Raw genomic sequence first — 26702 nt, 5'->3', positions numbered from 1 at the left:
CACTCCCTTATTTAATTTTCTGAGCTATTCCATACCAAATAATATCCATTTGCGATGCCTGTTTGGCAATTTGTTGATACACTCGTCCGCAAACATCTCGTAAAAGTCGATCTTTTTCATCTACTGGTACAATCCCTTTGGTTATATCCGTACCAATGATGATGACTTTACGTGTACGTTCGTTGTTTTCCCATGCTGCAAAGTCAATGAGGAATTGCTGGACTCTTTGTTGTATCTCCTCTTCTCGACTGTAAGTTAAGACATCCTTTACCCAATATTCTATTCCTTCCCAGACAATTACACCATCCATTTCTGTAAAATTGTCTACATCAGGTGGCGGTGAACTATGATAGGCGGAATACCAGGAGTTACTTGCTCGGTGAATACCATATTGTTTTGCTACCCATTCTCCCTTTCCGTTATAGGCTCCTCCTGTAACAAAGTGCATATAATCTCCCCACCTTTCCATTTAACATCGATTTGGTAGCCCCCATTATAAGGAATCTCCCAGTCCCAAAACGCTTTTTTATTTTTTACTTTCGTATGTAAGATATGGCGGATTACTCCACCGTGCGTGACAATCGCCATTGTTGAAATGGATTTCTCCAACGCTTCTGCTACTAACGAGTCCCATGCGCGATTAAGTCGTTGACTAAATTCACTATAACTCTCACCATTAGGGGGTGACAATGTTTGCCAATGATCCAACCACTTTCGATACGATTGATGGTTCTTTAATTGCTCATACGTGCAACCTTCCCATTCACCGAAGTTCATTTCTCTCCATTCTCTCATCAAAACAAGCGGTTCATTAGGGAATAATTTCTTACTCGTTTCTATACATCTACCTAAATCACTTGTGACGATGATATCACAAGGTGGTACTATCGGGACGATAGATTGCGCCGAAACAAGCGGAGAATCACTCCAACCTAGGTAGGCTTTCTTCCTGTTGGCCTCTGTCATCCCATGACGAAATAATGTAATAACCAAAGAACCATCCATAAACTCCATTCCACTCCTTCCACACATGCACCAATCACATCGCCTGTTGTGCCTCCAAACCAACTCACGCTTTTTCGTTTCATAATTATAAATAAGCCTAACGAAATGATGAACATGCAAGTAAACCCGAATAAAAGGGAAGGAAAAAAGAAAAACAGCCATATAACAACTAGTAAAATATATACACCATAGATAACAACACTTCTCGATGTAGCTGCATCCTGAAACATGTAACCTAACCCGCTATTTTTAGCTGTCTTCACCTTCATTAGCATCATGCCCATGACCATACGACTAAAAAAAGGAATACAAGCAATAAAAAAGAATACAGATGCGCTTTCTAATTTAATCGCGATTTCATAAATAAAAAATAGTTTCGTACTTAATAAGAGAATGACCGACAGCACACCAAAAGCACCAACTCTTGGATCCTTCATCACTTCTAATCGCTTTTGTCGATCACCATAGGAAAAGTATGCATCACTTGCATCCATCCAGCCGTCTAAATGAATCCCACCTGTGACAACGATGAATGTCACCCAAAGAATAATGGCAGCTGTTAATGGCGAGAAAGGAGAAATCATTAATAACAAATAAAATATAATCGCATAGATGACCCCTTGTATCATACCTAACAATGGAAAGGTTTTAATCGCGCCATTTAAATGCTTTTTATCCATCGGTAATTGGATAGGAATCGGAATGGCAGTGAAGAATTGTAGATTCATTAATACTCCTTTTAGCCATATTTTCATAAGATGCAATCCTCTATACCGATGATTTCTTTAAGAAGGTCAAAGTCAACATTTGCTTTGAAGTGTGCTGCTAGTTCTGCATACTTTTGGTCCTTCTTGGTACGGATATAAACCGGATCTCTTAAAGGCAAACCTTTATCTGCACGAATCTGATTTAACCATTGTGCACGCCATTCGTCGTGATGAAAAACATGATGCATATATGTACCGATAATCTTTCCATCGTTACTTGTATAACCATCATAATGACCATCAGCTTTTTTCATAAAATAGTGCCTATCATGATTCTCTACTACTGTTTCGCCTAAATGGATTTCATACCCTTTTAATGATTGTACAAATGATCCTTTTAACTTGGGGTGAAGCGTTCCTTCCACTTGAATGGTTGTTTTTTCAGTGATAAAAGTGGTGATAGCAGGAATCACGCCGAGGCCATTTATTTCCTTCCCTTCGATGCCGGTATCCGCACCATAAGGGTCGGCTAATCGCCTACCTAACATTTGAAAACCACCGCAAATTCCGATTACTCTGCCGCCATTTTCTATATAATGCTTTAACCATTTATCGAGCGTTCTATCACAGAAATATTGCCAATCATCAATCGTGCTTTTCGTTCCTGGTAAAATAACAGCATCAGGCATGCCCATTTCATCAATTCGATTAACCCAGCGGAAAGACACATCACCTTCAAATAAAAACGGATCTATATCGGTAAAATTTGAAAGATACGGTGGTTTAAATATAGCAATGTCTATTGGGTTATTCTTTTTAGAAACTTGTATAGATAAGGAATCCTCTGCATCAATCATATGATGATGGATATATGGCATCACTCCGATAACTGGAATACCACAGTGATCTTCAATCCACTTCTTACCGTCCGCAAACAGAGACAGATCTCCTCTAAATTTATTAATAATAACCCCTTTTACTCGACTTCTTTCGTTTTCTTCTAGTAATGATAACGTCCCTACGATACTTGCAAACACACCGCCTCGATCGATATCAGCTACTAACAACACAGGCACATCCGCCATTTCAGCCACTTTCATATTGACTAGTTCACGAGTCTTTAAGTTCATTTCTACAGGAGAGCCGGCACCTTCCATCACAATCACATCATAAGTATTTTCTAGTTCATGAAGTGCTTTCGTAATCGCCTCAAGCCCCTTTTCATAGAAAGATGTTCTATAGTCACGACCAGACTGAATCGCCCCAGCTTTCCCAAACAAAACTACCTCAGAAGTCGAGTCTGACGTTGGTTTTAAGAGAATTGGATTCATATAGACTGTAGCTTCTATTCTCGCAGCTTCTGCCTGTACCCCTTGTGCTCGTCCAATTTCTTTGCCATCTTCCGTTACATAAGAATTATTAGACATATTTTGTGACTTAAACGGGGCAACACGCACACCTTCTTCTACTAAAGCACGACATATAGCTGTGGCAATTATACTTTTCCCTACATCAGAGGCTGTTCCAACGACCATTATGCCTTTCATATTGGTTCTCCTCCTTTCATCTGAATAAGACAACCAGCATCTACTAGATAAGCTTCATCTGCAAGCGCTACTATTTTTTGATGGAGTCGCCCTAGCATCTTTCCATACACACGAACAAGCGGTTCATCACTTATCACGTCATGGAATATGTCGTTACTTACGAGAATTAACGTATCAACTTTACTCGAAAGTTCTGTGATTCCTTGGACAAGCTTTTCATAAATTTGTTGCTGAAATTCGTAATTAGACCAGCGATTTTCATAAAAAAATTCATTATTAAGGAGAGTGGTTATGCAATCTAGAAGAATAATATCATTTGAAGAAAAGTGGGTAGCAAGTTGATGAACTTTTCTTGATTGTTCCCATGTCATCCACTGTTTGCCACTTTCTTGCCTCTGCTTTTGATGATGCTTAATGCGCAACATCATTTCTTTATCGCTTGGTTGAGCTGTCGCTATGTAATGTAATTGCTTCCCATGGTAGTGTGCCAAATCAATTGCTAACCTCTCAGCAAGCTGACTCTTACCACTTCTTACCCCTCCGCTTATAAAGATGATTCGCGCCATTGCTTTAATGCCTCCATCAATCGAATGTTTTCATCCGGTGATTTTATTGCTAGTCTAAGCCAATTCCCTTCCAATCCGGGAAAATTGTATGTATGCCTTGGGATCAGTCCCTTTTTTAATAAAAAGAGAAAAAGACGCTTGCTTTCTTTGGAAAACGAATCTTTTATTAAGTAAAAATTAGTGGATGAATCTGAATAAAGGTAATCATTACGTGCTAAAAAGGAAAAGATTTTCTTCCGTTCTATCTTCATCAACTCACGTGTTTTCTGCTGAAAGTCATTATCCTCTATACACAGTAATCCTATTTCCTGCGCCACACTATTGACACTCCAATGCGGTTGTATCGCCCTTAAATCGCTTATAAACTGTTCACTCGCGAGCACATACCCTAAGCGAATCCCAGGAATGGCAAACATTTTAGTCATAGAGCGAATAATAACTAAATGATTGTACTCGTGTAATAATGGTGAGATTGGTTCATATCCATCTACAAAATCATAAAAAGCTTCATCCACAATGAGGTAAACACCTAAACATTCAGCGGCTTCAATCAAACGTTTGATTGAAGCTTTTGAGAAGTATTTACCCGTAGGATTATTCGGGTTCGTCAAAAAAACTACATCAATTCCCTTAAAAGTAGCTATCAAACCTTCTATGTTTAACTCCCAGTTCTCATTTAAGTAAAAATAATCAATTTCACACGCACTCGCCCGGCAAGCTGTCTCATATTCGGAAAAAGCAGGTTGGACAATCATTACACGCTTTCTAGCAAATAAATGTCCAATCATTGAGATAATCTCGGCTCCTCCGTTGGCGATGAGTACATTTTCTTTAGGAAGGATTGTAGTTTTACTAATACGCTCTGTTAATCTCGTGGCAAACGGGTCGGGGTATTCTAATAATGATGAAAGTAAGCTTCCCCATTGCCTTTTCACATCTTCAGGAGGCCCTAATGGGTTAATATTCGCACTAAAGTCAATTGTGTTTGCGGGCATATCTAACTTTAATACTTCGTATAAATATTGTGGATTCGCACCATGCTTAGGCCATTGCAATCCATACACCCCCTAGCCATAAAATCAAAAGGTACAGAGGAATGGTTTTAGCAATGATTGCATTCGCCTCTATAATATGAATACTTGATAATGGCATATTGTCTTCTCCCATCGTGGCACGATACGAAACATGCCCTTCATATGTATTTTTACCACCTAGCTGAACGCCTAATAAATAAGCCACAGCCGCTTCGCCCCAACCACTATTCGGGCTTGGATGTTTTTTGGCATCGCTCATCACTAATCGAAAACTCTCTCTCTTTTGAATAAATCTTGGTTGATTCATGAGAAGCATACAAAATGCTGTCAGTCTACTCGGTACCCAGTTCACCACATCATCAAGCTTTGCCGACGCCCAGCCAAAGTCAATGTATTTCTCATTTTTATAACCAACCATTGAGTCACAAGTATTAATAGCGCGATAAACTAAGGCAAGCGGTGCACCACCAATGAAGGCAAAGAACAATGGGGCAGTAATACCATCACTTGTATTTTCTGCTACTGTTTCAACTGTTCCTCTAACAATCTCTGCTTCATTTAGCTTCTCTGTATCCCGACCAACAATATATGAAAGCTTTTGCCTTGCCTCACTTAATTGTTCATTCACTAAAGGCTCGTATACTTCTAATGCCGCTTCCTTTAAACTTTTTTGGGCGATGGTAGTTGCGATTAACACCGCCTCAAGTAATATTCCAACAATAGGGTGGACCGCATAGGCAATCACAACAATACTTATCGATACAGCTAATACAATCACTAAGACTGTTGTTAACATAGCTACACCTTTCCATTTTCTATGTTCCCCTATATTCCATTTCTTTCTTAAAATACCTATGAAAGAACCCATCCACTTTACAGGATGCGGCCATCGCGGTGGGTCACCTATGAATCGGTCAATGACCACCGCTACTGTTAATGCAACTAAATGTTCAATCATTATCTGTTTCCTTTTTTCTTTTACGATTCTTGTGAATCGCTTTTTGTGTACATTCGTAAATACCTTTTCCTATTATTTTCCCTAGTGGTGTAACCGTTCCAGCGAAATCGATTTTCTCTCCGCTTTGTGTTGCAGCAACTAAGATACTATCCGTAGATGTGCCCGTAGCAACTGTCCCTGTTTCTTTGTCTCTCACATCTAAATCCATTAATACTTTTACTTTCGCTTCAGTAGCCGTCATCATTGCTTGAATAAACGCCTCTTCAGATAGATGGCCATTGACAAATATCCAACTATTAATCGTGCCCGGAGTTACTACCTCTTTATGTTTGCTCGCCATCGAAACATCGACAGCGTTGCCTACACCTGCTGTTACCACGATCAACACAGAGAACAGATCCATTTCGTAAAAACCGTAGACCACATCATCCATATATACCGCTGTCATCATTCCAACCGTTTCCGAAGGCTCAAACCCTTTTTCTATAAGAAAATCCACCATCTCCTCATAAAAGTCATCACAGTTATAACTTTTATCCACATGGCGATTAACGAATGTTTGATACCAACCAATACCAGAACCAACAACACCTGATGACATGACCCTTAGCGGTTGGTCAGACTGAAGTGTAATATACTCTTTATTGATCATTAATCTAGCCGGTGTAATGATCTCTTCATTTTGCCATTTCTCCTCAGGTATAAGAACTACTTGTGGTGCTGGGACTTTCGGGTGTCCGTGTTTCTTCACTTCAGTCTCATAAACCTCGATAATACGTGCTTCTTGCAATACTTCATTAGGTTTATCATTACTGACGATTTGTCCCTCATTTAACAAAACGATTTGATCACAATATAAACCGGCTAAATTTAAATCATGAAAAATGGATATGACCGTTAAACCTTTTTTCTCTGTCCACTCTTTTAACATATCTAGCAATTCTTTTTGGTAAGATAAGTCTAAATGATTAGTTGGTTCATCTAGTAACAATATTTCTGGTTCTTGTGCGAGACTTTGTGCCAAAAACACACGTTGTCTCTCTCCACCTGATAGCTCAGTAATATTTTTATGCGCAAAATGATGTACGCCTGTTTGTTTCATAGAACGTTGCACCACTTCATCATCATCATCAGACCATGTTTGGAACCAACCACTTTGATGAGCATAGCGACCGAGTGATACAATTTCTTTCACTGTATAAGAAAAACTATATTCGGCATGTTGAGGTAGGACAGCAACGATTTTCGCCATTTCCTTCGTGTTATAACTTTGTACTGGTTGGTCCTTTAAATAAACTTCACCAGACGTAACCGGTATAAGACCACTCAACATCTTTAAAACAGTCGACTTGCCACTCCCATTTGGTCCAAGGATGCCAAATAACTGTCCCTTCTCTACGTCAAAGGAAACATCATGAATGACCTGCTTGCCTCCATAACCACCATTAATTTGCCGTAAGCTATACATCATCACATTATCCTCTGCCTTCCGCTCTTCGTTTCATTAGAATGATCGCAAAAACTGGTGCACCAATTAACGCAGTAATGACACCAATAGGTAACTCAGTTGGTGAAATGACTGTTCTTGCGAATAAATCAGCAAGTATTAAAAACCCAGCACCTGTCATCATCGATAAAGGAAGTAAGTGTCTATGGTCCGGTCCCCATAGCAATCGAGTCAGGTGCGGAATGACCAAGCCGACAAATCCGATGGTACCTGACACCGCTACCGCCGCACCAGTTAAAATCGATCCGGCAATTAAGACCATCATCTTACGTTTCTGTACATTCACCCCGATATGACGGGCTCTTTCTTCGCCGAATGACATCGCATTTAATTCCTGGCTATTGGCTAGAAGCATCACAGAACCAATGATAAAGAAAGGAAGGATGATTTGAACATAGTCCCAACCCCTCATCGATACGCTTCCTAACAACCAACCGATAATCTGTCTCAGTTCATCCCCCGTTAAAGCAATCATTAAGGAAATAAATGCACCTAGAAAAGAACTGAAGATAATACCTGTTAAAATAATTGTCTCTACTCTCATACCACGATCAATTTGTCGCGCAAAGAAAAGGACAACAATTATCGTTAGAAAAGCTGTTGTAATACTTAATAATGGTAAAGTAAATGTGCCAATAAACGGGATGGATAAACCGAGAAAGATAGTCAATACAGCACCAACAGAAGCTCCTGAAGACACCCCCAATGTATAAGGGTCTGCTAAAGGGTTTCTTAATAAACCTTGAAAGGCAGCACCTGCCATTGCAAGTGATGCCCCGACGAATCCTGCCAATACGACTCTAGGCAAGCGAATATTCATAACAATATTACTGTGCATTGGATCAACATCATTACTTATTGGTAAACGTAAGATTTCCGCTCCAATGATATTCAATATATCTAACGGTAGCACTGAAACCGTACCTATAGAAATCCCCATAAGCATGGCTACACATAGGAAAACGAATGCACAGAAATAAGCAACCCCTCTATTATTTAAATACTTCTGGGTAAATCGCTTTTGCAAGCTCCTCTACTCCTTCTACAAGTCTAGGACCTGTACGAGTTACCTTATCAGAGTGCACATCATACACTTGCTTCTCTTTAACGGCTGTTACATCTTGCCATCCTTCTCGACTTAAAAGGGTTTCTACTGCATTTTCCGTATAATATCCGTATGTAGTAATAATCACATCAGGATTCTTTTCGATGACAGCTTCCTCGTCAATTTGTGGCCAACCCTCTTCATCTATTACATTTTCCGCTTGGATCAAATTGAGCATATTATCAATAAATGTTTTCTGTCCGGCAGTATATAAAGAAGGTGCTGCAGAGATTTCTACAAAAACAGATTTTTTCTCTTCAACGGATTTTGCCTTTTCTCCGATTTCTGCCAAACGGGTTTTCATTTCATCAACTGTTTGATTTGCTTCTTCTGTTGCTCCTGTTGCTTTACCAATCATTTCAATAGAATCATACATTTCTTCAAAATCCTGGGCATCATTGACAATAAGAACAGGAATACCAGCACTTCTTATTTGATCTAAACCTTCAGTACTATTATGTGCACTTGAATTATGTGCTAATACGATGTCCGGATTTAAAGCAATAATTGCTTCTACATTAAATTCCTGTCCACCGATCTTTTCAATATCAGCCACTTCTTCTGGATAATTATCAAAATCAGAAACACCGACTACCTTCTCACCTAATCCTAATTCGAAAGCGATTTCAGTATTACTCGGCATTAACGAAACAATCGCTTCTGGTTCCTCTTCAATTACCACTTCATGATCCCAAGCATCCGTTAATGTTACAGGAAAAGCGCTAGTTTCAGTACTCTCTTCAACCTTTTCTTCTCCACCTGTTTTCGGCTCAGCTGTGTCGTTCCCACATCCAGCAAGAATACCTGCTGATAGTAAAATCGAGACTAAAAATAAATACCATTTCTTCATGATTAACCCTCCTTAAAATATAAAACATCCCCAGTAGTAGGAGATGTTTGGAAGGAATAAATCACGACAAAGAAGCCTTACCAAACACCTCCTATCCTCGTAGGTTACAGTGTTTATGGAAGATAGGCAGGTTTCCTGGCTCATGGTTAATATCACAGTTTCCTGCTATTACATAGATAGCAGGTTTCTTTGTTATCAACCATTTACAGTGGCGGGACCGCATTGGTTTTACACCAATTTCCCCTATTAAGTCATAAAATGACACCTATTTCCTTAAATCTACAATTTTCTGTCGATTTTATTATACCTTATCATATATTGTGGTGCATTATTATTTTTATGAATCAGTTACTTGCCATTCTTTCAGTTTTTTATCAAAAACCAATTTCGCGTCCGGAGTGGCTTCCTTTCTCATTGCTTCAAACTCATCATACATATCATCCATATTAGCGAAATCGCCAATTGTCCAGAGTGGGATACTAATTTTCGTTCGTGTCTGCTCACTTTGTTCATAAGAAATGACCAGACCTTCCTTCATTAAATTTCTTAATGCACGTAAAACATCTTCTGGCACTTGCGGATATGTTTTTTTCTTTTTCAGGCCTAATAAAGATTTTTCTACTTTTAAATGCTCCATCTTCATCGCTGCCACATCGCCAAGCATTTTGTAAAAATCCTGCCAGTCTCGGTAATAGACCTTATTTAACCAACCGTCATCATAGGCTAAATAGCAATAACGATTGCTTAAATGGTTATAGAAAGGTTTCTTTAAATGCTCCTTTACATGACTAAGATATAGGAGCTCAGCAATTGCTTGGGCAGGTAGTTCATTTAACGATTCTTCCTCCTCGAAATCTATCCAGCAAAAATCACCATAACTATAAACATCTTCGTTTATAAGTGCTGGCAATTCCTCATGAGACACCCAATCAAACATGGTATGTACATTCCGTTCCCCGTTTTCATACTGATGCTTCATTAATAGGAGATGCCCAGTGTTGTTCTGTAAGGATTTCATAAACTCAGAAAATTCAATTCCATAAGAAATAACAGACTGGTCCTTTTCGTTTAATAAAATATAGATGAGATCTCGAACACTATGATTTTTCTTTCGCAATTTAGAAACCTCCGAACTGATTATAGAAAGACGAAGAGCAAATTAAATTGTACTACCTTTGCAATCACCCTTATACCACACACTATTCGTTTTACTGCAATAATTTATACTACATGCACGCTAAGCAAAAATAACCGATAACAATACGTCCATTCATCCACTTCATTTTAGCAAAGATAAGGAAATACGATTATTAAAAAAACATTACAAAATAACTATTTCAATTCCAGCGTTTTGTTCAAACCCTTAAAGAACCTTTTTGTATCAAACCAATGATAACATTCCACTTCTAACACATACTATGAAAATAACTAAGGTTTTAGCATACAGTCATAACTTTTAAACCATCCAATCATTTAAGAAAAAAATTATGAATTCCCCAGTTAAAAAATGGTAAGATAATCATGTAATCTGTGTTTACAATTTAAGGTATATCCTCGGTTGAAAGGACTTGAGCTTTATGATTCAGACGATGACAGAAAACCAAATCGCTTTATTAATCATCAAAGCACTAAAAGATAATAAACAAAAAGAGTTTGACAGGATATTAGATGAACTGCAACCGTATGATATTGCTCAAGTTTATGATCATCTACCTGAAAAACATAAGAAACGTTTCTTATTATTTATGACAGCTGAGCGCCTGGCCCAACTACTAGAAGAACTTAATAAAGACATGCAGCTTGAGGTTTTAAATAAATTAGAAAATGAGAAAACAGGAAAAGTCCTTGATCTAATGGACAATGACGATCTCGCCCTTTTACTTCATGATATGTCAGCTAAGAAAATAGAAGGTCTCCTTGCCGGCATGAAACAAAGTGAATCCCGCATTATTCAAAATATGATGACCTATCCTCCAGAAACAGCTGGGCGCTTAATGACTAACCGCTTTGTATGGATCCGTGATTATTACACAGTCCGAGAAGCAGTAGAAAAGTTAAAATCCTTTGCAGAATATGCGGAAACGATTAATTATTTATACGTGATTGATCAAGATAGAAAATTAGTGGGGGTTGTCTCTCACCGTGACTTACTAATCGCAGAGCCTCTTGAGGTCATCCAAGACATTATGTATGAAAGAGTCATTTCAGCGGCAGTGACGACAGACCAAGAAGAAGTGGCCAACATGGTCTTAAAATATGATTTTCTTGCTATCCCCATTGTAAATGATGAAAATGTGCTAATGGGAATTGCAACAGTTGATGACTTGATGGATGTTGTTGTGCAAGAAGCGAATGAAGATATTGAAAAGCTATCAGCTTCCGGTAAGGCAATAGACTTTGATACGAAAGCTTTCGTTGCCGCTTATCGAAGGTTGCCGTGGCTCATCCTTTTATTATTCATCGGCATTATATCAGGCAGTATCATTAGCGGGTATGAAGCAACTTTATCGCAAGTCGTAGCCCTCGCCTTTTTCATGCCCATGATTTCTGGTATGACAGGTAACACAGGTACGCAATCATTAGCTGTCGTTGTCAGAGGTCTTGTTTCCAATAATTTAAATAAAAAAGTGGTCACGAAATTAATCCTTAGGGAATTAGGGGTTGGCGTTATTATTGGGGTAACTTGTGGTATTTTAATCGCACTGATTGCATTTTTCTGGCAAGGAAATGTTTATTTAGGCTTAGTAGTTGGCGTTTCCCTTCTTCTTACGTTAATTATTGGCACACTTTCGGGCGCAACTATTCCACTACTGTTATACAAATTTGGCATAGACCCAGCCATAGCTTCCGGACCACTTATTACAACATTAAATGATATTTTCTCTCTTGTTACGTATTTTGGTATTGCCACAATGTTTATTTCGTACTTAATTTAGCATTGCTTTTTTTGTAAATAAGGAAACTCTTTTTCAATTCTGTACGTCTATATATACGTTTAAACATATTTTTGCAAAAGACCCCTCATGTGTTTTTTTCTATTCGTAGCATTACCTTAATGTATAAAATAAAGATAGGTGTTTATATATGGATCGCATACAAAAAAAGAATGATCGCTTTGATTGGACATTATGCCTGATATTATTTTTGTTCTGCATCATTAGTTGCACAGCCATTTACAGTGGGCAAACGACAGCACAATACCCTGATAACTTCGTATTACAGCAAATTATCTTTTATAGTGTGGGTATAATTGTGATTGCAGCCATCATGTATTTTGATTCCGATCAGATTAAGCGTATGACATGGATATTATTCGGTATTGGAACGATACTTCAAGTTGGGCTTTTTATTGTACCAGAGTCTATTGCCTATGAAGTAAAAGGAGCAAAACTTTGGTATAACGGCCTACCAGGACCTTCCTTGCAACCATCCGAATTCTTTAAAATTTTTCTTATTCTCGCCCTAAGTAAAGTAATCGTTAGTCATTATGAAAAATACACCATGAAAACGGTCAAGAATGATCTCATTCTCTTTATTAAACTTGGGCTCGTTACATGCGTGCCACTCGGACTCATTATATTGGAGGATTTAGGTACTGCCCTAGTTATTATTGCTATTTTCACAGGGATTCTACTTGTTTCGGGTATCACCTGGAAAATCATCCTACCTGTTTATGGAACGGTTGCAGCTATTGGTGGAACCATCATTTACTATATAATTTGGGCCCCTGAAACTTTATTAAAATATCTTTCAGTCGATAACTATCAATTGATGCGGATTTACGCTTGGTTAGATCCTTATACACATAAACAAGGAGCTGGCTTACAATTATACAATTCTCTTCACGCCATCGGTTCAGGAGAGTTAGGTGGTAAAGGTTTTTATGAAAGACAAGTTTATATTCCCGATGTTCACACCGATTTTATATTCAGTGTCATTGGTGAAGAATATGGCTTTATTGGTGCAAGCATTGTCATTTGCTTATACTTTGTTCTCATTTTTCATCTAACGAAAATTGCCTTAACTGTCAACGACCCATTTAATACTTATGTCTGCGTAGGTGTCATTAGTTATATTACCTTCCATGTATTTCAAAATATCGGTATGACTATTCAAGTGTTACCAATCACTGGTATCCCTCTTCCTTTTATCAGTTATGGAGGGAGTTCCTTAATCGGCAATATGATGGCTATGGGGCTTATTTTTAGCATTAGATTTCACCAAAAGAGTTATATGTTCCAAGATAGCTCTAAATATTATCGTGCATCTTAAGGTTGCTTTTTTAAAAATCTAGCGTATAATAATGGAAAATCAAACGGAAATTCAGTGACGAAGAGAGTAGATGTAGGTGAATTCTAAAGCGAAGCAGGGATGGTGAGAGCCTGCGAGAAAAAGCCACATTGAAGCGCACTTCGATAGAAGCATGGCAGAATTTAAGTAGGTCATGTCGGTTGTTCGCCCCGTTACAGGCAAGTAGTAAAGGGGTTCGTTACGGAACAATTAGAGTGGTACCGCGGGTTTATAGCTCGTCTCTCAAATGATGAGAGACGGGCTTTTTTGTGTTCTTCTTTATTTTTGGAGGTGAAAAAGGTGATAGATATGAAAAAGACAATCAGTTCCTGTATTCAAGTTGCAACAAATTACACCTTAAGTGAAGGTGAGATTCGACGCTTGTTAGAAACCCCTAAAATACCCGAACATGGCGACCTCTCTTTCCCATGTTTTGCACTAGCAAAGATTGATAAAGAAAACCCAAGTCTAGTGGCAAAAGCCTTAACAACAAAGCTAACTCATGAATGGATCGATCATGTTAAAGCAGTGGGGCCATATGTAAATATTTTTCTAAATAAAAAGGCAATCAGTCAACTCATTATACAAGCAGTCCTACATCAAGGAGAGAATTACGGACAGTCAGGAATCGGTAAAGGTAAGACAATCGTATTAGACTTCTCCAGCCCAAATATCGCTAAACCATTCTCGATGGGGCATCTTCGTTCGACAGTCATTGGTCATTCCCTTGCACTTATAGCAGAAAAGCATGGATATGACACAGTTAAGATTAATCATTTAGGCGACTGGGGTACACAATTTGGCAAACTCATTACTGCCTATAAACATTGGGGAAACGAAGCTTTAATTAAAAAGGAGCCAATTAAGGAATTACTTCAATTATATGTGAAATTTCACAAGAAAGCTGAGGAACATCCCCATTTGCATGAAGAAGCAAGAGCTTGGTTCAGAAAACTTGAACTTGACGATGAGGAGGCAAAGCAACTTTGGTCTTGGTTTAGAGACGAATCTTTAAAAGAATTCGAGAAAACCTATCAACTGCTTGGCGTCTCTTTTGATTCTAATCACGGGGAGGCCTTTTACAACAAGCAAATGAACGCGATTGTCGACACACTGCAACACTCGGACTTGCTATACACCTCTGATGGAGCAGAGATCGTTCCCTTATCAGAGGAAAATCTACCTCCTTGCTTAATTAAGAAATCGGATGGCGCAACTCTTTATGCAACACGTGATATTACGGCAGCCATTTATCGTAAACAAACATATCAATTTGACGAGGCACTCTATATCGTCGGTCCAGAGCAGTCCATTCACTTCCAACAAGTCAAAGCTGTATTATCTAAAATGGGACATTCGTGGGCGGCACATATCCATCACATCCCATTTGGGTTGTATTTGCAAGAAGGTAAGAAGATGTCAACAAGAAAAGGTCGCGTCATATTATTAGAGGAAGTTTTACAAGATGCCATACAGTTGGCAGCTGAGAATATCGATCAAAAAAATCCTCATCTAAAGAACAAAGAGGAGGTAGCTAAAGCTGTTGGTGTAGGAGCAATCATTTTCCACGATTTAAAAAATGAACGAATGAAACAAATAGAGTTTTCTTTAGAAGACATGTTAACATTTGAAGGTGAAACAGGTCCGTATGTACAGTATACCCAAGCAAGAGCACAATCTATTTTACACAAAAGTCGGCAACAAACTTATCAAATAGAAGGTTTATCAAGTGCATACGCTTGGCAAGTAGCAAAACTTTTATCCCTTTATCCAAATAAGCTCGTCCTTGCCCAAGAAAAATCAGCACCGTCCATCATTGCCAAATACTTAATTCGGCTTGCACAAAGCTTTAACAAATACTACGCTAACGAAAAAATCCTTCATGAAGATGAACATTTATCTTCGAGGCTCGGTCTTGTAAAAGCAGTAACAATCATCTTAACTGATGGTCTGCATTTACTTGGTATGAAAGCACCACAGAAGATGTAATCCCACCTTGTGTACCAAGCTCCCTTAATAATTGGGAGCTACTTTGTTGACTGTAGGCAATTGGAAAATGCACTCTATCAGGAAGGAACCACAAACTGGCTTACCTCATCGTACTTAATTTCCACGCTAAACTCCGCCTCCCCTGTATTTTCCCTGTTTAAGAGTACCCTTTTTCTTCTCGCCAATGCGTAATATGCCTTTTTCCTAGCACAGTGAAAAAGTAGAGAAGATAGAGAATAACGATGATTAATCCGAAAACATTTTGTTCAAATGCCTTTAAGGCCACACTCAAAATCGTCGTTAAGTATAGAAATGCTAGTAGTGTAGTTATTTCTTTGTTGTCGAAAACATCAGTTGATCTAGCTCCGAATTGAGAACCTATTAGCCCACCAGCAAGTAAGAATATCCCCATAAAATAATTGATTTCTACAGTGAATGCATAGGATAAGAAACCTGCTGAAACGATAAATAGTACCGCAAACAAACTCGTTCCTACCGCTTTCTTAGGTAACATACCTAAAAAGGCAATCGACATTGGTACAATAATAAACCCTCCTCCTACACCTAAGGAAGTGGAAACAAACCCTGCAAACAAGCCGATTAAAACCATTTTTAAAATGGAAGGTTGAACTTCATGATTCGTTACTTGCTGCGCACTTTTCTTCTTAAACATTTGAACAGAAAAGAAAGAAAGCAGCACAATATACATAGCGGGGATCGCCCACTCATCTAACTGATAAGCATCCAAAAACACAACAAAAGGATGGGCAATTTGAGTAGCAACGATCCCGCTCACCCCTATAATAACCCCCGCTTTCCAATGAATGTTTTTTAATTTTATATGACCGATAATCCCAGAAGATGAACTCCCAATGGTAAATAACAAACTTGTCGCAATTGCCTCAATAGGAGCAAGTCCAAGGAGCATTAATAATGGGGTTAATATAAACCCTCCACCGATGCCAAAAAAACCTGACAACACACTGATTAAGGCACCTAGTAGAAAAAACAATATCAATTCCACAATTCCATCACCTTTCTATGCAAACAACCATCCCCATCATACCCCATAGTAATGAAAAGAAAAAGTGTACATATAATTTCTAAAGGACAAACCACTCAATCTTAAAAAAGGGGTTTTCATATATGCAAGAAACTTTACATCTTCTTAAAGAATGGTTATTGGAATATGGTGTGTTTGGACTGTTTTTTGTCTCGTTCGCTGACTCTTCTTTCTTTCCCCTCCCTCCTGATTTACTTTTGATTCCGATGGGACTAGCAAATAGCGAGCATGTGTATTGGTACGCCTTTCTCACTACATTTGCTTCTGTTGTCGGTGCTATCTTTGGCTGGTATATTGGCTTGCGGATTGGCCGGCCTGTCCTACGATTACTTTTTAAAGAACAACAAATTATGAAAGTAGAACATTACTTTCAAAAACTTGGTCCATTGGCGATTCTGATCTCTGCCTTTACGCCTTTACCTTTTAAAATATTTACGATTTTATCTGGCATCTCAAAAGTGAAAATACAGACCGTCGTCTTATGGGCAACGATTGGAAGAGGAGCAAGATTTTATTTTGAAGCCTTTCTCATCCGCCAATTAGGCGATAAGGCTGTACCTTTCATAAAAGAGCACTTTTCAGCGCTAACCATTTATATGGCTATACTCATTATTATTAGCTTCATCACAACACAATATATCAAAAATAGATTAAAGTAATTCCTTATTTATAATTATTATAATTAAGTATTGATTTTAATTTTAAATCAGTTATAATGTAATTAAGACAAAACATTCTTGAGGAGATGAGTAAATAATGATTACATTAGATACAAAATTAAACGCTGCACTAAATACACAAGTTGCTAACTGGAGCCTACTTTATACGAAACTACATCGCTATCATTGGTATGTTACAGGTCCACACTTTTTTACACTACATGAGAAATTTGAAGAGTTATATAATGAGGCAGCTGAGGTAGTCGATGAAATGGCTGAACGCCTTCTAACAATCGGTGGCAAACCAGTCGCTTCATTGAAAGAATATCTTGAGGTAGCGACACTTCAAGAAAACCTCCAAGAACAATCTGCGCAAAAAATGGTTGAAAGTTTGATCGGTGATTATCAACAACTACGTGCCGAATTAAAAGAAATAATACATTTAGCCGATGATGAAAACGAGCCGGCTATCGAAGATTATGCTGTGGGCTTAATAAATGCAGTAGATAAACATATTTGGATGCTTAACGCTTATCTAGGTTAAGAGGTTTCATGTAAATTTAATAGATATAAACAAAGAAGCGAACGAGTTCGACTAAAGTTTTTCAGTCGATTCACCAATCGCTTCTTTTTTATTTAAGTGTTGCCCTTTATAATGAATACAAGACAACTAACGACATCTCAGTTAAAGGAGGCAACAAATGTTCAAAAAAGTCATTCAATCAGAAGAAGAATTAAAAGCGCTATTCACTCCCCCAAGTAAAGCCGCTGCTAATAAGGTCATTACTGTAATCGACGAACATTGCAAAGACTTTCTTGCTCGTTCACCGTTTCTTTTTTTAGCAACAACGAATAAAGATGGGCAATGTGATAATTCACCACGTGGAGATTATCCCGGGTTTGTACAAGTGTTAGATGAAAAGCATCTAGTTATACCTGATAGACCTGGTAACAGAAGATTAGATAGTATGCACAACATATTAAAGAACCCACATGTTGGATTATTATTTATCATTCCTGGATTAAATGAAACATTAAGAATTAACGGAAAAGCTGCAATTATTCAAGATGAAGATATCTTAGCTAAAATGGCCGATAAAGGAAAGGCACCTCTCTTAGGAATCGCTGTGGAAGTTGAAGAGTGTTTCCTCCATTGCGCTAACTCATTTAACCGAGCCGGTATTTGGAAGCCTGAAACTTGGCTTGCAAAAGAGGACCTTCCTTCACCCGCGGAAATGTTCGCTGCACATATTGCTACAAATGTTATAGAAAAAGTATAATTTTTTTTAATAGGTTTATAGGTTCCTGCTGAAATGATCTTTTAGGAGGAACCTCATTATTTTTCAGTACACCCCAGATTTACAATTCCAACTTCATCCCCTCATGCGTTGCTTTAAACCCTATTTTCTCATAAAAATGTTTCGCTTTAGAGCGTTGCTTATCTGTTGTTAATTGTACGAGCAGCACTCCTTTTTCTTTCGCTCTAACTATGGCCTCTTTTATAAGGGCTTCACCAAAACCTTTTCCTCTAAATTCACTTGCTATGCGGACACCTTCAATGATTGCTCTCCAGGATCCACGATAGGTTAAATAAGGGATATAGGTCAATTGACAAACACCGACAACCTTCTCATCCCATTCTGCTACTATTAATTCATTATGTTTATCTTTGCTAATCGCTTCAAACGCCTGCTCATAAGCCTGATGCAGGGGGATGGACACATCTTCTCTCCCTGTTCCTAACATATCATCTGCTAATAATTGAACAATTCTTTCTAAATCCTCTCTTTTTGCCTCTCGAAAGATAATCATACCAACACCTCCTCTCTTATCTTACTTCCCTCATCTTCGCTTTAAAATAACAAATAAACGAAGACTTACCATTCAATTTGATTATTGATTGACATAAAACTTTTTGGTGTTATATTATCAAAAAAACGATAAGGGCTGATCTTTGCTAAGGGGGTAATTAGATGAATGAATTAAAGGATATTCAACAATCTATCATTTTAAATGCACCAATAAATACAGTATGGCAGCATGTAGCAACTAGTAAGGGAATTGCAGAATGGTTTATGCCGAATAACTTTCAAGCAATAGAGGGAATCGCATTTGAAGTACAATCTCCGTTTGGCCCTTCACCATGCCGCGTACTAGAAATTGATGAACCCAATAAATTATCTTTCTCTTGGGATACTGACGGATGGGTTGTCACCTTTTTATTAGCAGAAGTAGACAATGGAACAAAATTCACACTCATTCATAGTGGCTGGAAAGAAGCTGGTACCATTCTTACTAAACCAAACGAAAAAAGCGAAATAATTCGTGAACGTATGAATATCGGCTGGGAAGCGATCGTGCAAAAACGTTTAAGGATGGCAATAGAGCAATCATGACAGCAATCAAGTACGACGTTTCTTAGGCCATTGCTGATCAGATGTTCTTGCTCATTTTTCAATCAGTCGCACGGCTGTAGCCAAACATCTGCATATTCTCTCTGATGCCACAGAGAAAACATCTATCATATGAACCTAATGACTGCATGATTATGAACAATGCTGAGTTTATGATCAAGAATGATAAAAAGGTAGAAGGGATAAAGAGGCGAAATTAGGTATAATCAACTAAATTCCATGATATAATGAACAAAACACATTGGAAAGGTTGGTTTTTAGAATGAACAACCAACAAATCACTTCTATTCCACGTCCTCTCGTTAAAACAAATCAGTGGGTAATCACCTTAAGTGTAATCGCCACATTGATTACAGGGCAATTCTTCATTTTGCTTATTCCTTTACTTGCTGGCTTGATGGGCTTACTAACAGGGAATAATCCGGTGATGATGATAGCTAAAAAATTTCTCAAAAAACCTTTATCCTCTTATATACCTGAAGATAAAGAGCAACAACAATTTAATCAGTTAATTGCTGTCGTATGTTTAAGTATTGCATGGATTAGCTCAATCATTGGATGGACAATACTATCATACTCGTTCGCCATTATTGTCGGATTAGCAGCAACGATTGCTCTTTGTGGCTTTTGTATTGGCTGTTTTATTCACTTTCAATACAATCAATATAAATATAGACGCTCTTTGCGTTAAAAAAAGCGAGGTCAATATGACCCCGCTTTTTTCTTGAATTTATTACATTGCAGTTAATCCACCATCAACGATGAATTCAGAACCTGTTGAATAGCTTGATTCATCTGATGCTAAATATAATACAAGGTTAGACACTTCTTCAGGTTTTGCCATACGTTTAAGTGGAATATGTTTAGCGAACTCTTCTACTTGTGCTTTCGTATCTTCTTGGACAATCATTGGTGTCTCAATTACTCCAGGATGTACAGAGTTTACACGAATACCATAATGAGAGCATTCCATTGCTGCGGCTTTTGTGATCCCACGAACAGCGAATTTCGTATCTGTATAACCCACTGCACCAGCAACAATACCATTCATAGATGAAATGTTAACGATAGAGCCACCTTCTGCTTTTTGCATGGAAGGAATAACCGCTTTCATTCCTAAGAAAACAGATACTTGGTTAATATCTACAATACGACGGTATTCTTCTTCAGTCGTTTCAAGTAATGATTTAGACATGGTAATACCCGCATTATTTACCAACACATTAACAGGACCGAATACTTCTTCTGCTTTAGCTACAACAGTTGCCCAGTCTTGTTCGGTTGTCACGTTTTGTTTTACGAATAAAGCATTTTCACCTAATTCCTTGGCAACAGCCTCACCTTTTTCTGTGTTTAAATCAGTAATGACTACTTTGGCCCCTTCTTCAATAAAAAGACGCGCATGCGCCGCACCCATTCCTTGAGCCGCCCCAGTAATAATTGCTATTTTACCTTCTAATCTTGCCATGTATAACTCCTCCTCAAATCTATCAATGTTGAAAATAGGAAAATTGTCATCTTTTATACTACATATGTAAATTAACAGAATTTTAATGAGTTGTCAAAACAAATGTTTCGAGTATGAAAATAGTATTTGCTTATCGCTCTATTTTTCATGTTATACTCTTTATTAAGACACAGTATGAAAGGTGGTAGTCATTGTGGTAAAAGAAGACCGTCGAGTCTTGCGAACACGTAAGAATTTAAAAAGTGCCATGTTACAACTGTTAGCCGAAAAAGACTTTAAAGAGATCTCAATAACAGAAATATCTAAAGTTGCCAATTGTAATCGTGTGACATTTTACTCGCATTATAAAGATAGCTCTCATTTATTAGAGGACATATTTCAAGACTACCTAGAACAACTCGCCCAATATTTCCGCGATAGCTTTAAAGGAAAAAAAAGCTTCTTATTATCTGACCCAACACGAAATGTCCCAATCTTCGAATACGTACAAAAAAATCAATTCGTCTTCTCCCTTATGTTGGTTGGCGAAGTGATACCAGGTTCTCAAAACCATTTTTGCGAAACCATTACTAGCATTAGTCGCAGTGAGTTACAATTGAAAGAAGAGATATGGTTTGATATAGAAGCGATTAATTTCTATGAAACATACGCCCTTTTAGGACTGTTTATCTTTTGGATAAAAGAAGACTTCCAAACAACGCCTGAAGAAATGGCTAAAAGACTTTCCTTCCTTCACTCAACAAGCTTGGGAGAGGCCATTGTTAAATAAAATAAACACTTAGGCTATACATAGATTTCTCTATATATTTTGATATTATTATTCCACATTGATATGTTAATAAAGAGCGTTCACTGTTATACATCTATGGGTGGTGCAACAATTGTTGCCCATTCTATTTTCTTTAGTTGTGACTGTTTAACAATCTATGAGAAATGGAAAATGGGGGTTTTTCATCGCGTTAACTGGCACTAAGCCCATTAACACAGAACAAAAGGAAGCATTAGTTAACTTTCGTTTTATTGGGGATTGATTATATAAAGGCACCTTTACTTAGTTATCTTTAATTCTTTTTTTCTCGATGTACGAGCAAACCTATTTTGTTACGCTATCTTTGTTTCCTTCACTCTCGTTGCACGAGCAAATCCGCTTTGTTCTGCTATCTTTGATTCTTTCACTCTAGATGCACGAGCAATTCCTCTTTACTCCGCTATCTTTGGTTCTCCCCCTCTTCGATGAACGCACAAACTCCTTCGGACACACATAAAACTTGTACTTAAAACAAAAAAGAAGCACCTTTTTAAGAATGCTTCTTTTTCTTATAGGATAATCGCTTACTTGAACAGCAGATTATTTTAATTCAGCTAATACTTCTTCGATTTTAGCAAGCTCAGATTGTAAGCCGCCACCACTTAGGTACCAAAGTGCACCATCAAGGTAGATGACACGATCATTTTTGTACGCTTGTGTTTTCTTAATAATATCGTTTTCAAGATCTTTTTCGATATTAGAGTTACCATCTACAGCCGCTGTACGGTCGATAACAAATAATACTTCTGGGTCAAATTCTAGAATCGCTTCGAAACCGAAGTTTGAACCGTGAGATGAAGATTCGATATCTTGTGTAACTGGTTTGAAACCATATACATCATAGATATAAGCAAAACGAGAGTTTTCAGCAAATCCAGAAAGTTTTCCTTCATTGTACATAGTCACTAGAGAAGTTTCATAGTTGCCAGCTAACTCGTTAATTTCTTCAAGTGCTGTATCATATTTTGCAAGATATTCTTCTGCTTCTTTTTCTTTATCAAACATTTTTGCAGCTACGTCAACAGAATTTTGGAATGTATCCCAATAAGCATCTTCGCTAGTACCTACGAATACAACAGGTGCAATTTCTTTTAATTCTTCATAAAATGCTGATTGACGACCAGAAATAAAGATAACGTCTGGATCAAGTTCAGCAATATCTTCTAAAAGAGGACCTTTTAAAGAACCAACATTTGTGTATTCATCAGATGCATAAGCCTCTAAGTGAGAAGGTAATGTAGATTCTTGAGGTAAACCAACTATCCCTTCAACTCCAAGTGCATCTAGTGTATCTAAGAAACCGTAGTCAAAAACAACAATTTTTTCAGGCATACTTTCAAATTCTACATCTTCAAAGTTAACTGTTGTCCCGGCATCACGACTTTCAGTTGAAGCAACAGTCGGAGACACAGTCATTGGATAAGCAGAACCTTCTGCTGCATTATTTTCAGTTTGTTTATCTTCTGATTTGTCTGCATTTTCAGTAGTATCATCATTAGAACCACAGGCAGCAAGCATTAAAACAAGCGCTAGAAAAATACTAGCTAACTTCCATTTCTTCATATGTATGACCTCTCCCTATTGTTTAATCTCTTATTAGCAATGATAATCATTATCACTGATAACAATAATCATTATAAATTGATTTACACAAATCGTCAATACCATTTGCATAATTATTTTGAATTTTTTTAGGAGAAAATGCTATAAACGGAAATTAATTATTCTACTCACCATTTATTTCATCTCCCGAAACTCTTGTCAAAATTAGATTTTTAACATTTGCTAACATAAAAAAAGCTATTCATAAAAATAAGCACAAACATGTATAATTATGCATTTGTTTGATATTTAATTCCTTATAGAAAGGGGTGATAGTAACCCGTCCTATAAGGAATTTTATCAAGAGATTTGCGAATTAAAATATACACATATACGGCAACCATCTTGCTCTTGAATAGGAATATCCATATCATAAATTTCTCGTAATGCGACCGAATTAATAATCTCTTCAGTCCGTCCATTCTTGACTACTTTACCGTCTTTTAATGCAACTATCCGATCGGAATATACAGAGGCAAAATTAATATCATGCAACACAATGATGACGGTTTTTCCAAGATCGTCAACTAATTTACGAAGAATCTTCATAATTTGGACAGAGTGTTTCATATCCAAGTTATTCAACGGCTCATCAAGTAAGACATAATCGGTATCTTGTGCAATAACCATAGCAATAAAAGCTCGCTGCTTTTGCCCACCTGATAACTCGTCTAAAAACTTATCCTGCATGTCTGAAAGATTCATATAGTCAATTGCCTGATCAACAAATTTCTTATCAGCGTCATTTAATCTGCCTTTAGAATAGGGATATCTTCCAAACTCTACAAGATCTCTCACTGTTAACCTGACATTAATATGATTGGCTTGCTTTAAAATCGAAACGCGCTTCGCAAATTCATTAGACTTCCATTTCTTCACATCATTTTGATCAAGCAATACCTCTCCTGTATCTGCTTCTAACAATCTACTCACCATCGAAAGAAGTGTTGATTTTCCTGCACCATTCGGTCCGATAAAAGAAGTAATGGTCCCTGGCTGAATTGTCACTGTAACGTCTTCAACAACAGGTTTTTTATTAAAACGTTTCGTTAATCCTTTTATTTCAATCATCCGGCTGACCTACTTTCTTTTAATAATAAATAGATGAAGTAAATACCACCAATAAAGTTAATGATAACACTTAATGTTGTCTTCAATTCAAATACATGCTCAACCAGGAATTGTCCTCCGACTAAGGCGATGATACTAATTAAACTAGCACCGAGTATGAGCGTAGAGTGTTTATATGACGATAAGAATTGATAAGACAAGTTAGCAACAATCAGTCCAAAGAATGTAATTGGTCCAACTAACGCAGTAGAAGTGGCAATCAAGACTGATGATAGAATTAATACATTCATAACCATACGATCATAGTTAATGCCCAGGTTAATCGCATTTTCACGCCCAAGCGACATAACATCCAATTTATCCATAATGAAATATCCGTATATAAAAGCAACTAATAGTATGCCAAAAGCAATTAGTAATAAGTCTGCTTTTACATTTGTAAAACTTGCAAATAACTTGCTTTGTAAACTTAAATATTCAACAGGATCAATCATTACTTGTAAGAATGTCACCAAGCTACCAAGTAGTGTACCAATAATCATCCCAATTAATAAAAGTAAGTAAATCGGGTGTTTATCAGCTCTGAATAAGAAGCGGTATAACAATAAGGCAAAAATGACCATGGCACAAATGGCTGCACCAAAATTCAAATACTTGTTTAATACCCATATCGACATCGAACCCGCGAAGAAGTAAATCAACGTCTGAACCACTTCATACATGGAATCGATTCCCATCACAGAAGGAGTTAAGATTCGATTATTAGTGATTGTTTGGAATACAACTGTAGAATAAGCAATTGCAACACCGGTAACCACCATAGCTGCCACACGAATCATACGCCTTGGGAAAGCATAATCAAACCCACCTTTTATATCGTAAAAACCGTACAGTAAAATACAAACGATAGATATGACTGCCAAAACGATTAATTTCGTACTATTTTTTCGCATATGCTCTCCCCCTAAATAACATAATTAAGAAGATGACACTACCGATTACCGCAACTGTTACGTTCACCGGTATCTCATAAGGGTGGATCACAATGCGCCCAATAATATCACAGATTAATAAGAACACAACGCCTAAAAGAGCCGTATGTGGAATCGTTTTTCGGAGATTATCTCCCATATATAAAGACACAATATTAGGTACAATTAAGCCTAAGAATGGAATGACACCGACAGTTAGTACAACAGTCGTAGCAATGATAGCAACAAGGATGAGACCGATATTTAAAACCCATTTATAGCTCAACCCTAAATTTTTCGCAAATTCTTCTCCCATACCTGCAACAGTAAATTTATTAGCATATAAATACGCTAAAATGAATACAGGTATACTTACATATAAAAGTTCATAACGGCCAGAGATTACTAGAGTAAAGCTCCCCATTAACCATGAAGATATATTTTGTAGAACATCCGCTTCATACGCAAAAAAAGTGGTAACAGAAGACAAAATATTCCCGTACATAATTCCAATTAGAGGAACAAATATAACATCTTTAAATTTGATACGATCAAGTATTTGCATAAATACCATCGTACCGACAAGCGCAAAGGCAAAGCTAAAAAGAACTTGCTGAGTATACGTTACGTTTGTAAAGAATAGCATGGAAATCATAATACCTAGCTTAGCAGCATCTAACGTTCCCGCTGTTGTCGGGGAAACAAATTTATTTCTACTCAAACTTTGCATAATCAAACCAGCGATACTCATTCCTGCACCAGCCAAAATAATCGCTATTAATCTAGGTACTCGACTAATCAGGAAAATTTGTGTTTCATCAGACTCCCAATCTAGCAAATCCATTGGTTTAATATCAATAGCACCGATAAATAGTGATATAAATGACAGGACTATAGCTGCAACGATCAACATCCATATTCTCATATGTAAACCTCATTATCTGTTTATTCTCATCATGACAACTGAAAATGATTATCAATCTAAGTCCATTTATTATTATATAGTATAAAAAAACCTAAAACAACCGCGAATTCCCATAGAAAGGAGGAATGGTTTGATAAATGTAAATTTAAATAGGCATGTATAT

27 protein-coding genes, 1 riboswitch and 1 other annotated feature are annotated in these 26702 nt (G+C 37.4%); of the genes, 9 read left to right on the top strand and 18 right to left on the bottom strand.

The genetic code is table 11. The annotated features are described in order from the left end of the window. Window positions 1-7 precede the first annotated feature (7 nt). The 11 genes from MHH73_RS02440 to MHH73_RS02390 form a co-directional block, all read right to left on the bottom strand. Window positions 8-448: a bifunctional adenosylcobinamide kinase/adenosylcobinamide-phosphate guanylyltransferase gene (locus tag MHH73_RS02440; protein WP_341064409.1), complete on the bottom strand. Its 441-nt coding sequence runs from the start codon at window positions 446-448 to the stop codon at window positions 8-10. Further along, on the bottom strand, window positions 400-1005 hold the full coding sequence (locus MHH73_RS02435) for a histidine phosphatase family protein (RefSeq protein WP_341064407.1): 606 nt from the start codon (window positions 1003-1005) through the stop codon (window positions 400-402). The genes MHH73_RS02440 and MHH73_RS02435 overlap by 49 nt, the downstream gene beginning before the upstream one ends. Then, window positions 963-1760, bottom strand: coding sequence for an adenosylcobinamide-GDP ribazoletransferase (gene cobS, locus MHH73_RS02430; protein WP_341064406.1), 798 nt, complete (start codon window positions 1758-1760; stop codon window positions 963-965). The genes MHH73_RS02435 and cobS overlap by 43 nt, the downstream gene beginning before the upstream one ends. Then, on the bottom strand, window positions 1757-3259 hold the full coding sequence (locus MHH73_RS02425; RefSeq protein ID WP_341064404.1) for a cobyric acid synthase: 1503 nt from the start codon (window positions 3257-3259) through the stop codon (window positions 1757-1759). The genes cobS and MHH73_RS02425 overlap by 4 nt, the downstream gene beginning before the upstream one ends. Continuing rightward, a complete protein-coding gene (locus MHH73_RS02420; RefSeq protein ID WP_341064402.1) occupies window positions 3256-3825 on the bottom strand; it encodes a bifunctional adenosylcobinamide kinase/adenosylcobinamide-phosphate guanylyltransferase in 570 nt (189 codons plus the stop codon). Before MHH73_RS02420 ends, MHH73_RS02425 begins: the two co-directional genes overlap by 4 nt. After that, window positions 3804-4880 carry a threonine-phosphate decarboxylase CobD gene (gene cobD, locus MHH73_RS02415; RefSeq protein ID WP_341064400.1) on the bottom strand — a complete coding sequence of 359 codons (1077 nt, stop codon included), beginning with the start codon at window positions 4878-4880 and terminating at the stop codon, window positions 3804-3806. Before cobD ends, MHH73_RS02420 begins: the two co-directional genes overlap by 22 nt. After that, on the bottom strand, window positions 4867-5820 hold the full coding sequence (gene cbiB, locus MHH73_RS02410) for an adenosylcobinamide-phosphate synthase CbiB (RefSeq protein ID WP_341069630.1): 954 nt from the start codon (window positions 5818-5820) through the stop codon (window positions 4867-4869). The genes cobD and cbiB overlap by 14 nt, the downstream gene beginning before the upstream one ends. Continuing rightward, window positions 5810-7285 (bottom strand): heme ABC transporter ATP-binding protein, encoded by a 1476-nt coding sequence (locus MHH73_RS02405; RefSeq protein ID WP_341069626.1) that lies wholly within the window; start codon window positions 7283-7285, stop codon window positions 5810-5812. The genes cbiB and MHH73_RS02405 overlap by 11 nt, the downstream gene beginning before the upstream one ends. Before the next feature lie 7 nt (window positions 7286-7292). Continuing rightward, window positions 7293-8351, bottom strand: coding sequence for a FecCD family ABC transporter permease (locus MHH73_RS02400; RefSeq protein WP_191813545.1), 1059 nt, complete (start codon window positions 8349-8351; stop codon window positions 7293-7295). Further along, window positions 8317-9279: an ABC transporter substrate-binding protein gene (locus MHH73_RS02395; protein WP_191813547.1), complete on the bottom strand. Its 963-nt coding sequence runs from the start codon at window positions 9277-9279 to the stop codon at window positions 8317-8319. Before MHH73_RS02395 ends, MHH73_RS02400 begins: the two co-directional genes overlap by 35 nt. 108 nt (window positions 9280-9387) lie before the next feature. Then, window positions 9388-9563, bottom strand: a riboswitch (cobalamin riboswitch). Between the two features lie 53 nt (window positions 9564-9616). Next, complete coding sequence (locus tag MHH73_RS02390; RefSeq protein WP_191813550.1) at window positions 9617-10396, bottom strand: hypothetical protein; 780 nt, start codon at window positions 10394-10396, stop codon at window positions 9617-9619. 460 nt (window positions 10397-10856) lie between these two features. On the opposite strand from MHH73_RS02390, the gene mgtE reads away from it, so the two are divergent. From mgtE to argS, 3 genes are all read left to right on the top strand, one after another. Then, entirely contained in the window at window positions 10857-12215 is a 1359-nt protein-coding gene (mgtE, locus tag MHH73_RS02385) for a magnesium transporter (protein ID WP_341064395.1), read from the top strand. 148 nt (window positions 12216-12363) lie between these two features. Further along, window positions 12364-13551 (top strand): FtsW/RodA/SpoVE family cell cycle protein, encoded by a 1188-nt coding sequence (locus MHH73_RS02380; RefSeq protein WP_341064393.1) that lies wholly within the window; start codon window positions 12364-12366, stop codon window positions 13549-13551. Window positions 13552-13596: 45 nt separating this feature from the next. Continuing rightward, window positions 13597-13816 (top strand) — a binding site (T-box leader). 56 nt (window positions 13817-13872) lie between these two features. Further along, window positions 13873-15558 (top strand): arginine--tRNA ligase, encoded by a 1686-nt coding sequence (gene argS, locus MHH73_RS02375; protein ID WP_445662536.1) that lies wholly within the window; start codon window positions 13873-13875, stop codon window positions 15556-15558. 157 nt (window positions 15559-15715) lie between these two features. Here the strand turns inward: argS and MHH73_RS02370 are convergent, their stop codons facing one another. Next, window positions 15716-16582, bottom strand: coding sequence for a sulfite exporter TauE/SafE family protein (locus MHH73_RS02370; RefSeq protein WP_191813556.1), 867 nt, complete (start codon window positions 16580-16582; stop codon window positions 15716-15718). Window positions 16583-16704: 122 nt separating this feature from the next. Here MHH73_RS02370 and MHH73_RS02365 point away from each other — a divergent pair, with 122 nt between their 5' ends. The 3 genes from MHH73_RS02365 to MHH73_RS02355 all read left to right on the top strand — a co-directional run bounded on the left by MHH73_RS02365 (window position 16705) and on the right by MHH73_RS02355 (window position 18560). After that, window positions 16705-17280 carry a YqaA family protein gene (locus MHH73_RS02365; protein ID WP_341064388.1) on the top strand — a complete coding sequence of 192 codons (576 nt, stop codon included), beginning with the start codon at window positions 16705-16707 and terminating at the stop codon, window positions 17278-17280. Between the two features lie 97 nt (window positions 17281-17377). Further along, window positions 17378-17824 carry a Dps family protein gene (locus tag MHH73_RS02360; protein WP_191813560.1) on the top strand — a complete coding sequence of 149 codons (447 nt, stop codon included), beginning with the start codon at window positions 17378-17380 and terminating at the stop codon, window positions 17822-17824. Window positions 17825-17981: 157 nt separating this feature from the next. After that, window positions 17982-18560, top strand: coding sequence for a pyridoxamine 5'-phosphate oxidase family protein (locus MHH73_RS02355; RefSeq protein ID WP_191813562.1), 579 nt, complete (start codon window positions 17982-17984; stop codon window positions 18558-18560). 79 nt (window positions 18561-18639) lie between these two features. On the opposite strand, the gene MHH73_RS02350 is transcribed toward MHH73_RS02355, so the two are convergent. Continuing rightward, window positions 18640-19092, bottom strand: a complete 453-nt coding sequence (locus tag MHH73_RS02350) for a GNAT family N-acetyltransferase (RefSeq protein WP_341064381.1) — start codon at window positions 19090-19092, stop codon at window positions 18640-18642. A gap of 161 nt (window positions 19093-19253) precedes the next feature. On the opposite strand from MHH73_RS02350, the gene MHH73_RS02345 reads away from it, so the two are divergent. Both MHH73_RS02345 and MHH73_RS02340 read left to right on the top strand, forming a co-directional pair. Then, window positions 19254-19676, top strand: a complete 423-nt coding sequence (locus tag MHH73_RS02345; protein WP_341064379.1) for an SRPBCC family protein — start codon at window positions 19254-19256, stop codon at window positions 19674-19676. A gap of 280 nt (window positions 19677-19956) precedes the next feature. Further along, window positions 19957-20385, top strand: coding sequence for a DUF4395 domain-containing protein (locus tag MHH73_RS02340; protein WP_341064376.1), 429 nt, complete (start codon window positions 19957-19959; stop codon window positions 20383-20385). A 42-nt stretch (window positions 20386-20427) separates the two neighbouring features. Here MHH73_RS02340 and MHH73_RS02335 read toward each other — a convergent pair whose 3' ends face one another. Next, window positions 20428-21162: a glucose 1-dehydrogenase gene (locus tag MHH73_RS02335; protein WP_191813568.1), complete on the bottom strand. Its 735-nt coding sequence runs from the start codon at window positions 21160-21162 to the stop codon at window positions 20428-20430. Between the two features lie 193 nt (window positions 21163-21355). Here MHH73_RS02335 and MHH73_RS02330 point away from each other — a divergent pair, with 193 nt between their 5' ends. After that, window positions 21356-21931 (top strand): TetR/AcrR family transcriptional regulator, encoded by a 576-nt coding sequence (locus MHH73_RS02330; protein WP_318245468.1) that lies wholly within the window; start codon window positions 21356-21358, stop codon window positions 21929-21931. A 579-nt stretch (window positions 21932-22510) separates the two neighbouring features. Here the strand turns inward: MHH73_RS02330 and MHH73_RS02325 are convergent. The 4 genes from MHH73_RS02325 to MHH73_RS02310 form a co-directional block, all read right to left on the bottom strand. After that, window positions 22511-23533, bottom strand: a complete 1023-nt coding sequence (locus MHH73_RS02325; RefSeq protein ID WP_191813573.1) for a siderophore ABC transporter substrate-binding protein — start codon at window positions 23531-23533, stop codon at window positions 22511-22513. A gap of 339 nt (window positions 23534-23872) precedes the next feature. Beyond that, window positions 23873-24643: an iron ABC transporter ATP-binding protein gene (locus MHH73_RS02320; protein ID WP_191813575.1), complete on the bottom strand. Its 771-nt coding sequence runs from the start codon at window positions 24641-24643 to the stop codon at window positions 23873-23875. Next, window positions 24640-25596, bottom strand: coding sequence for an iron chelate uptake ABC transporter family permease subunit (locus MHH73_RS02315; protein WP_191813577.1), 957 nt, complete (start codon window positions 25594-25596; stop codon window positions 24640-24642). The genes MHH73_RS02320 and MHH73_RS02315 overlap by 4 nt, the downstream gene beginning before the upstream one ends. Then, window positions 25583-26539 carry an ABC transporter permease gene (locus MHH73_RS02310; RefSeq protein WP_191813579.1) on the bottom strand — a complete coding sequence of 319 codons (957 nt, stop codon included), beginning with the start codon at window positions 26537-26539 and terminating at the stop codon, window positions 25583-25585. The genes MHH73_RS02315 and MHH73_RS02310 overlap by 14 nt, the downstream gene beginning before the upstream one ends. Window positions 26540-26702: the final 163 nt, after the last annotated feature.

Source organism: Cytobacillus sp. FSL K6-0265 (assembly GCF_038003465.1).
Lineage (GTDB): Bacteria > Bacillota > Bacilli > Bacillales > Cytobacillaceae > Cytobacillus > Cytobacillus stercorigallinarum.
This window is presented reverse-complemented; position numbering and strand designations above follow the sequence as displayed.

Coding starts and splice junctions, on each gene's coding strand:
- MHH73_RS02440 (WP_341064409.1), bottom strand. CDS start 448: ATGCACTTTGTTACAGGAGGAGCCTATAACGGAAAGGGAGAATGGGTA.
- MHH73_RS02435 (WP_341064407.1), bottom strand. CDS start 1,005: ATGGATGGTTCTTTGGTTATTACATTATTTCGTCATGGGATGACAGAG.
- cobS (WP_341064406.1), bottom strand. CDS start 1,760: ATGAAAATATGGCTAAAAGGAGTATTAATGAATCTACAATTCTTCACT.
- MHH73_RS02425 (WP_341064404.1), bottom strand. CDS start 3,259: ATGAAAGGCATAATGGTCGTTGGAACAGCCTCTGATGTAGGGAAAAGT.
- MHH73_RS02420 (WP_341064402.1), bottom strand. CDS start 3,825: ATGGCGCGAATCATCTTTATAAGCGGAGGGGTAAGAAGTGGTAAGAGT.
- MHH73_RS02405 (WP_341069626.1), bottom strand. CDS start 7,285: ATGTATAGCTTACGGCAAATTAATGGTGGTTATGGAGGCAAGCAGGTC.
- MHH73_RS02395 (WP_191813547.1), bottom strand. CDS start 9,279: ATGAAGAAATGGTATTTATTTTTAGTCTCGATTTTACTATCAGCAGGT.
- mgtE (WP_341064395.1), top strand. CDS start 10,857: ATGATTCAGACGATGACAGAAAACCAAATCGCTTTATTAATCATCAAA.
- MHH73_RS02380 (WP_341064393.1), top strand. CDS start 12,364: ATGGATCGCATACAAAAAAAGAATGATCGCTTTGATTGGACATTATGC.
- MHH73_RS02365 (WP_341064388.1), top strand. CDS start 16,705: ATGCAAGAAACTTTACATCTTCTTAAAGAATGGTTATTGGAATATGGT.
- MHH73_RS02360 (WP_191813560.1), top strand. CDS start 17,378: ATGATTACATTAGATACAAAATTAAACGCTGCACTAAATACACAAGTT.
- MHH73_RS02355 (WP_191813562.1), top strand. CDS start 17,982: ATGTTCAAAAAAGTCATTCAATCAGAAGAAGAATTAAAAGCGCTATTC.
- MHH73_RS02350 (WP_341064381.1), bottom strand. CDS start 19,092: ATGATTATCTTTCGAGAGGCAAAAAGAGAGGATTTAGAAAGAATTGTT.
- MHH73_RS02345 (WP_341064379.1), top strand. CDS start 19,254: ATGAATGAATTAAAGGATATTCAACAATCTATCATTTTAAATGCACCA.
- MHH73_RS02340 (WP_341064376.1), top strand. CDS start 19,957: ATGAACAACCAACAAATCACTTCTATTCCACGTCCTCTCGTTAAAACA.
- MHH73_RS02335 (WP_191813568.1), bottom strand. CDS start 21,162: ATGGCAAGATTAGAAGGTAAAATAGCAATTATTACTGGGGCGGCTCAA.
- MHH73_RS02325 (WP_191813573.1), bottom strand. CDS start 23,533: ATGAAGAAATGGAAGTTAGCTAGTATTTTTCTAGCGCTTGTTTTAATG.
- MHH73_RS02320 (WP_191813575.1), bottom strand. CDS start 24,643: ATGATTGAAATAAAAGGATTAACGAAACGTTTTAATAAAAAACCTGTT.
- MHH73_RS02315 (WP_191813577.1), bottom strand. CDS start 25,596: ATGCGAAAAAATAGTACGAAATTAATCGTTTTGGCAGTCATATCTATC.
- MHH73_RS02310 (WP_191813579.1), bottom strand. CDS start 26,539: ATGAGAATATGGATGTTGATCGTTGCAGCTATAGTCCTGTCATTTATA.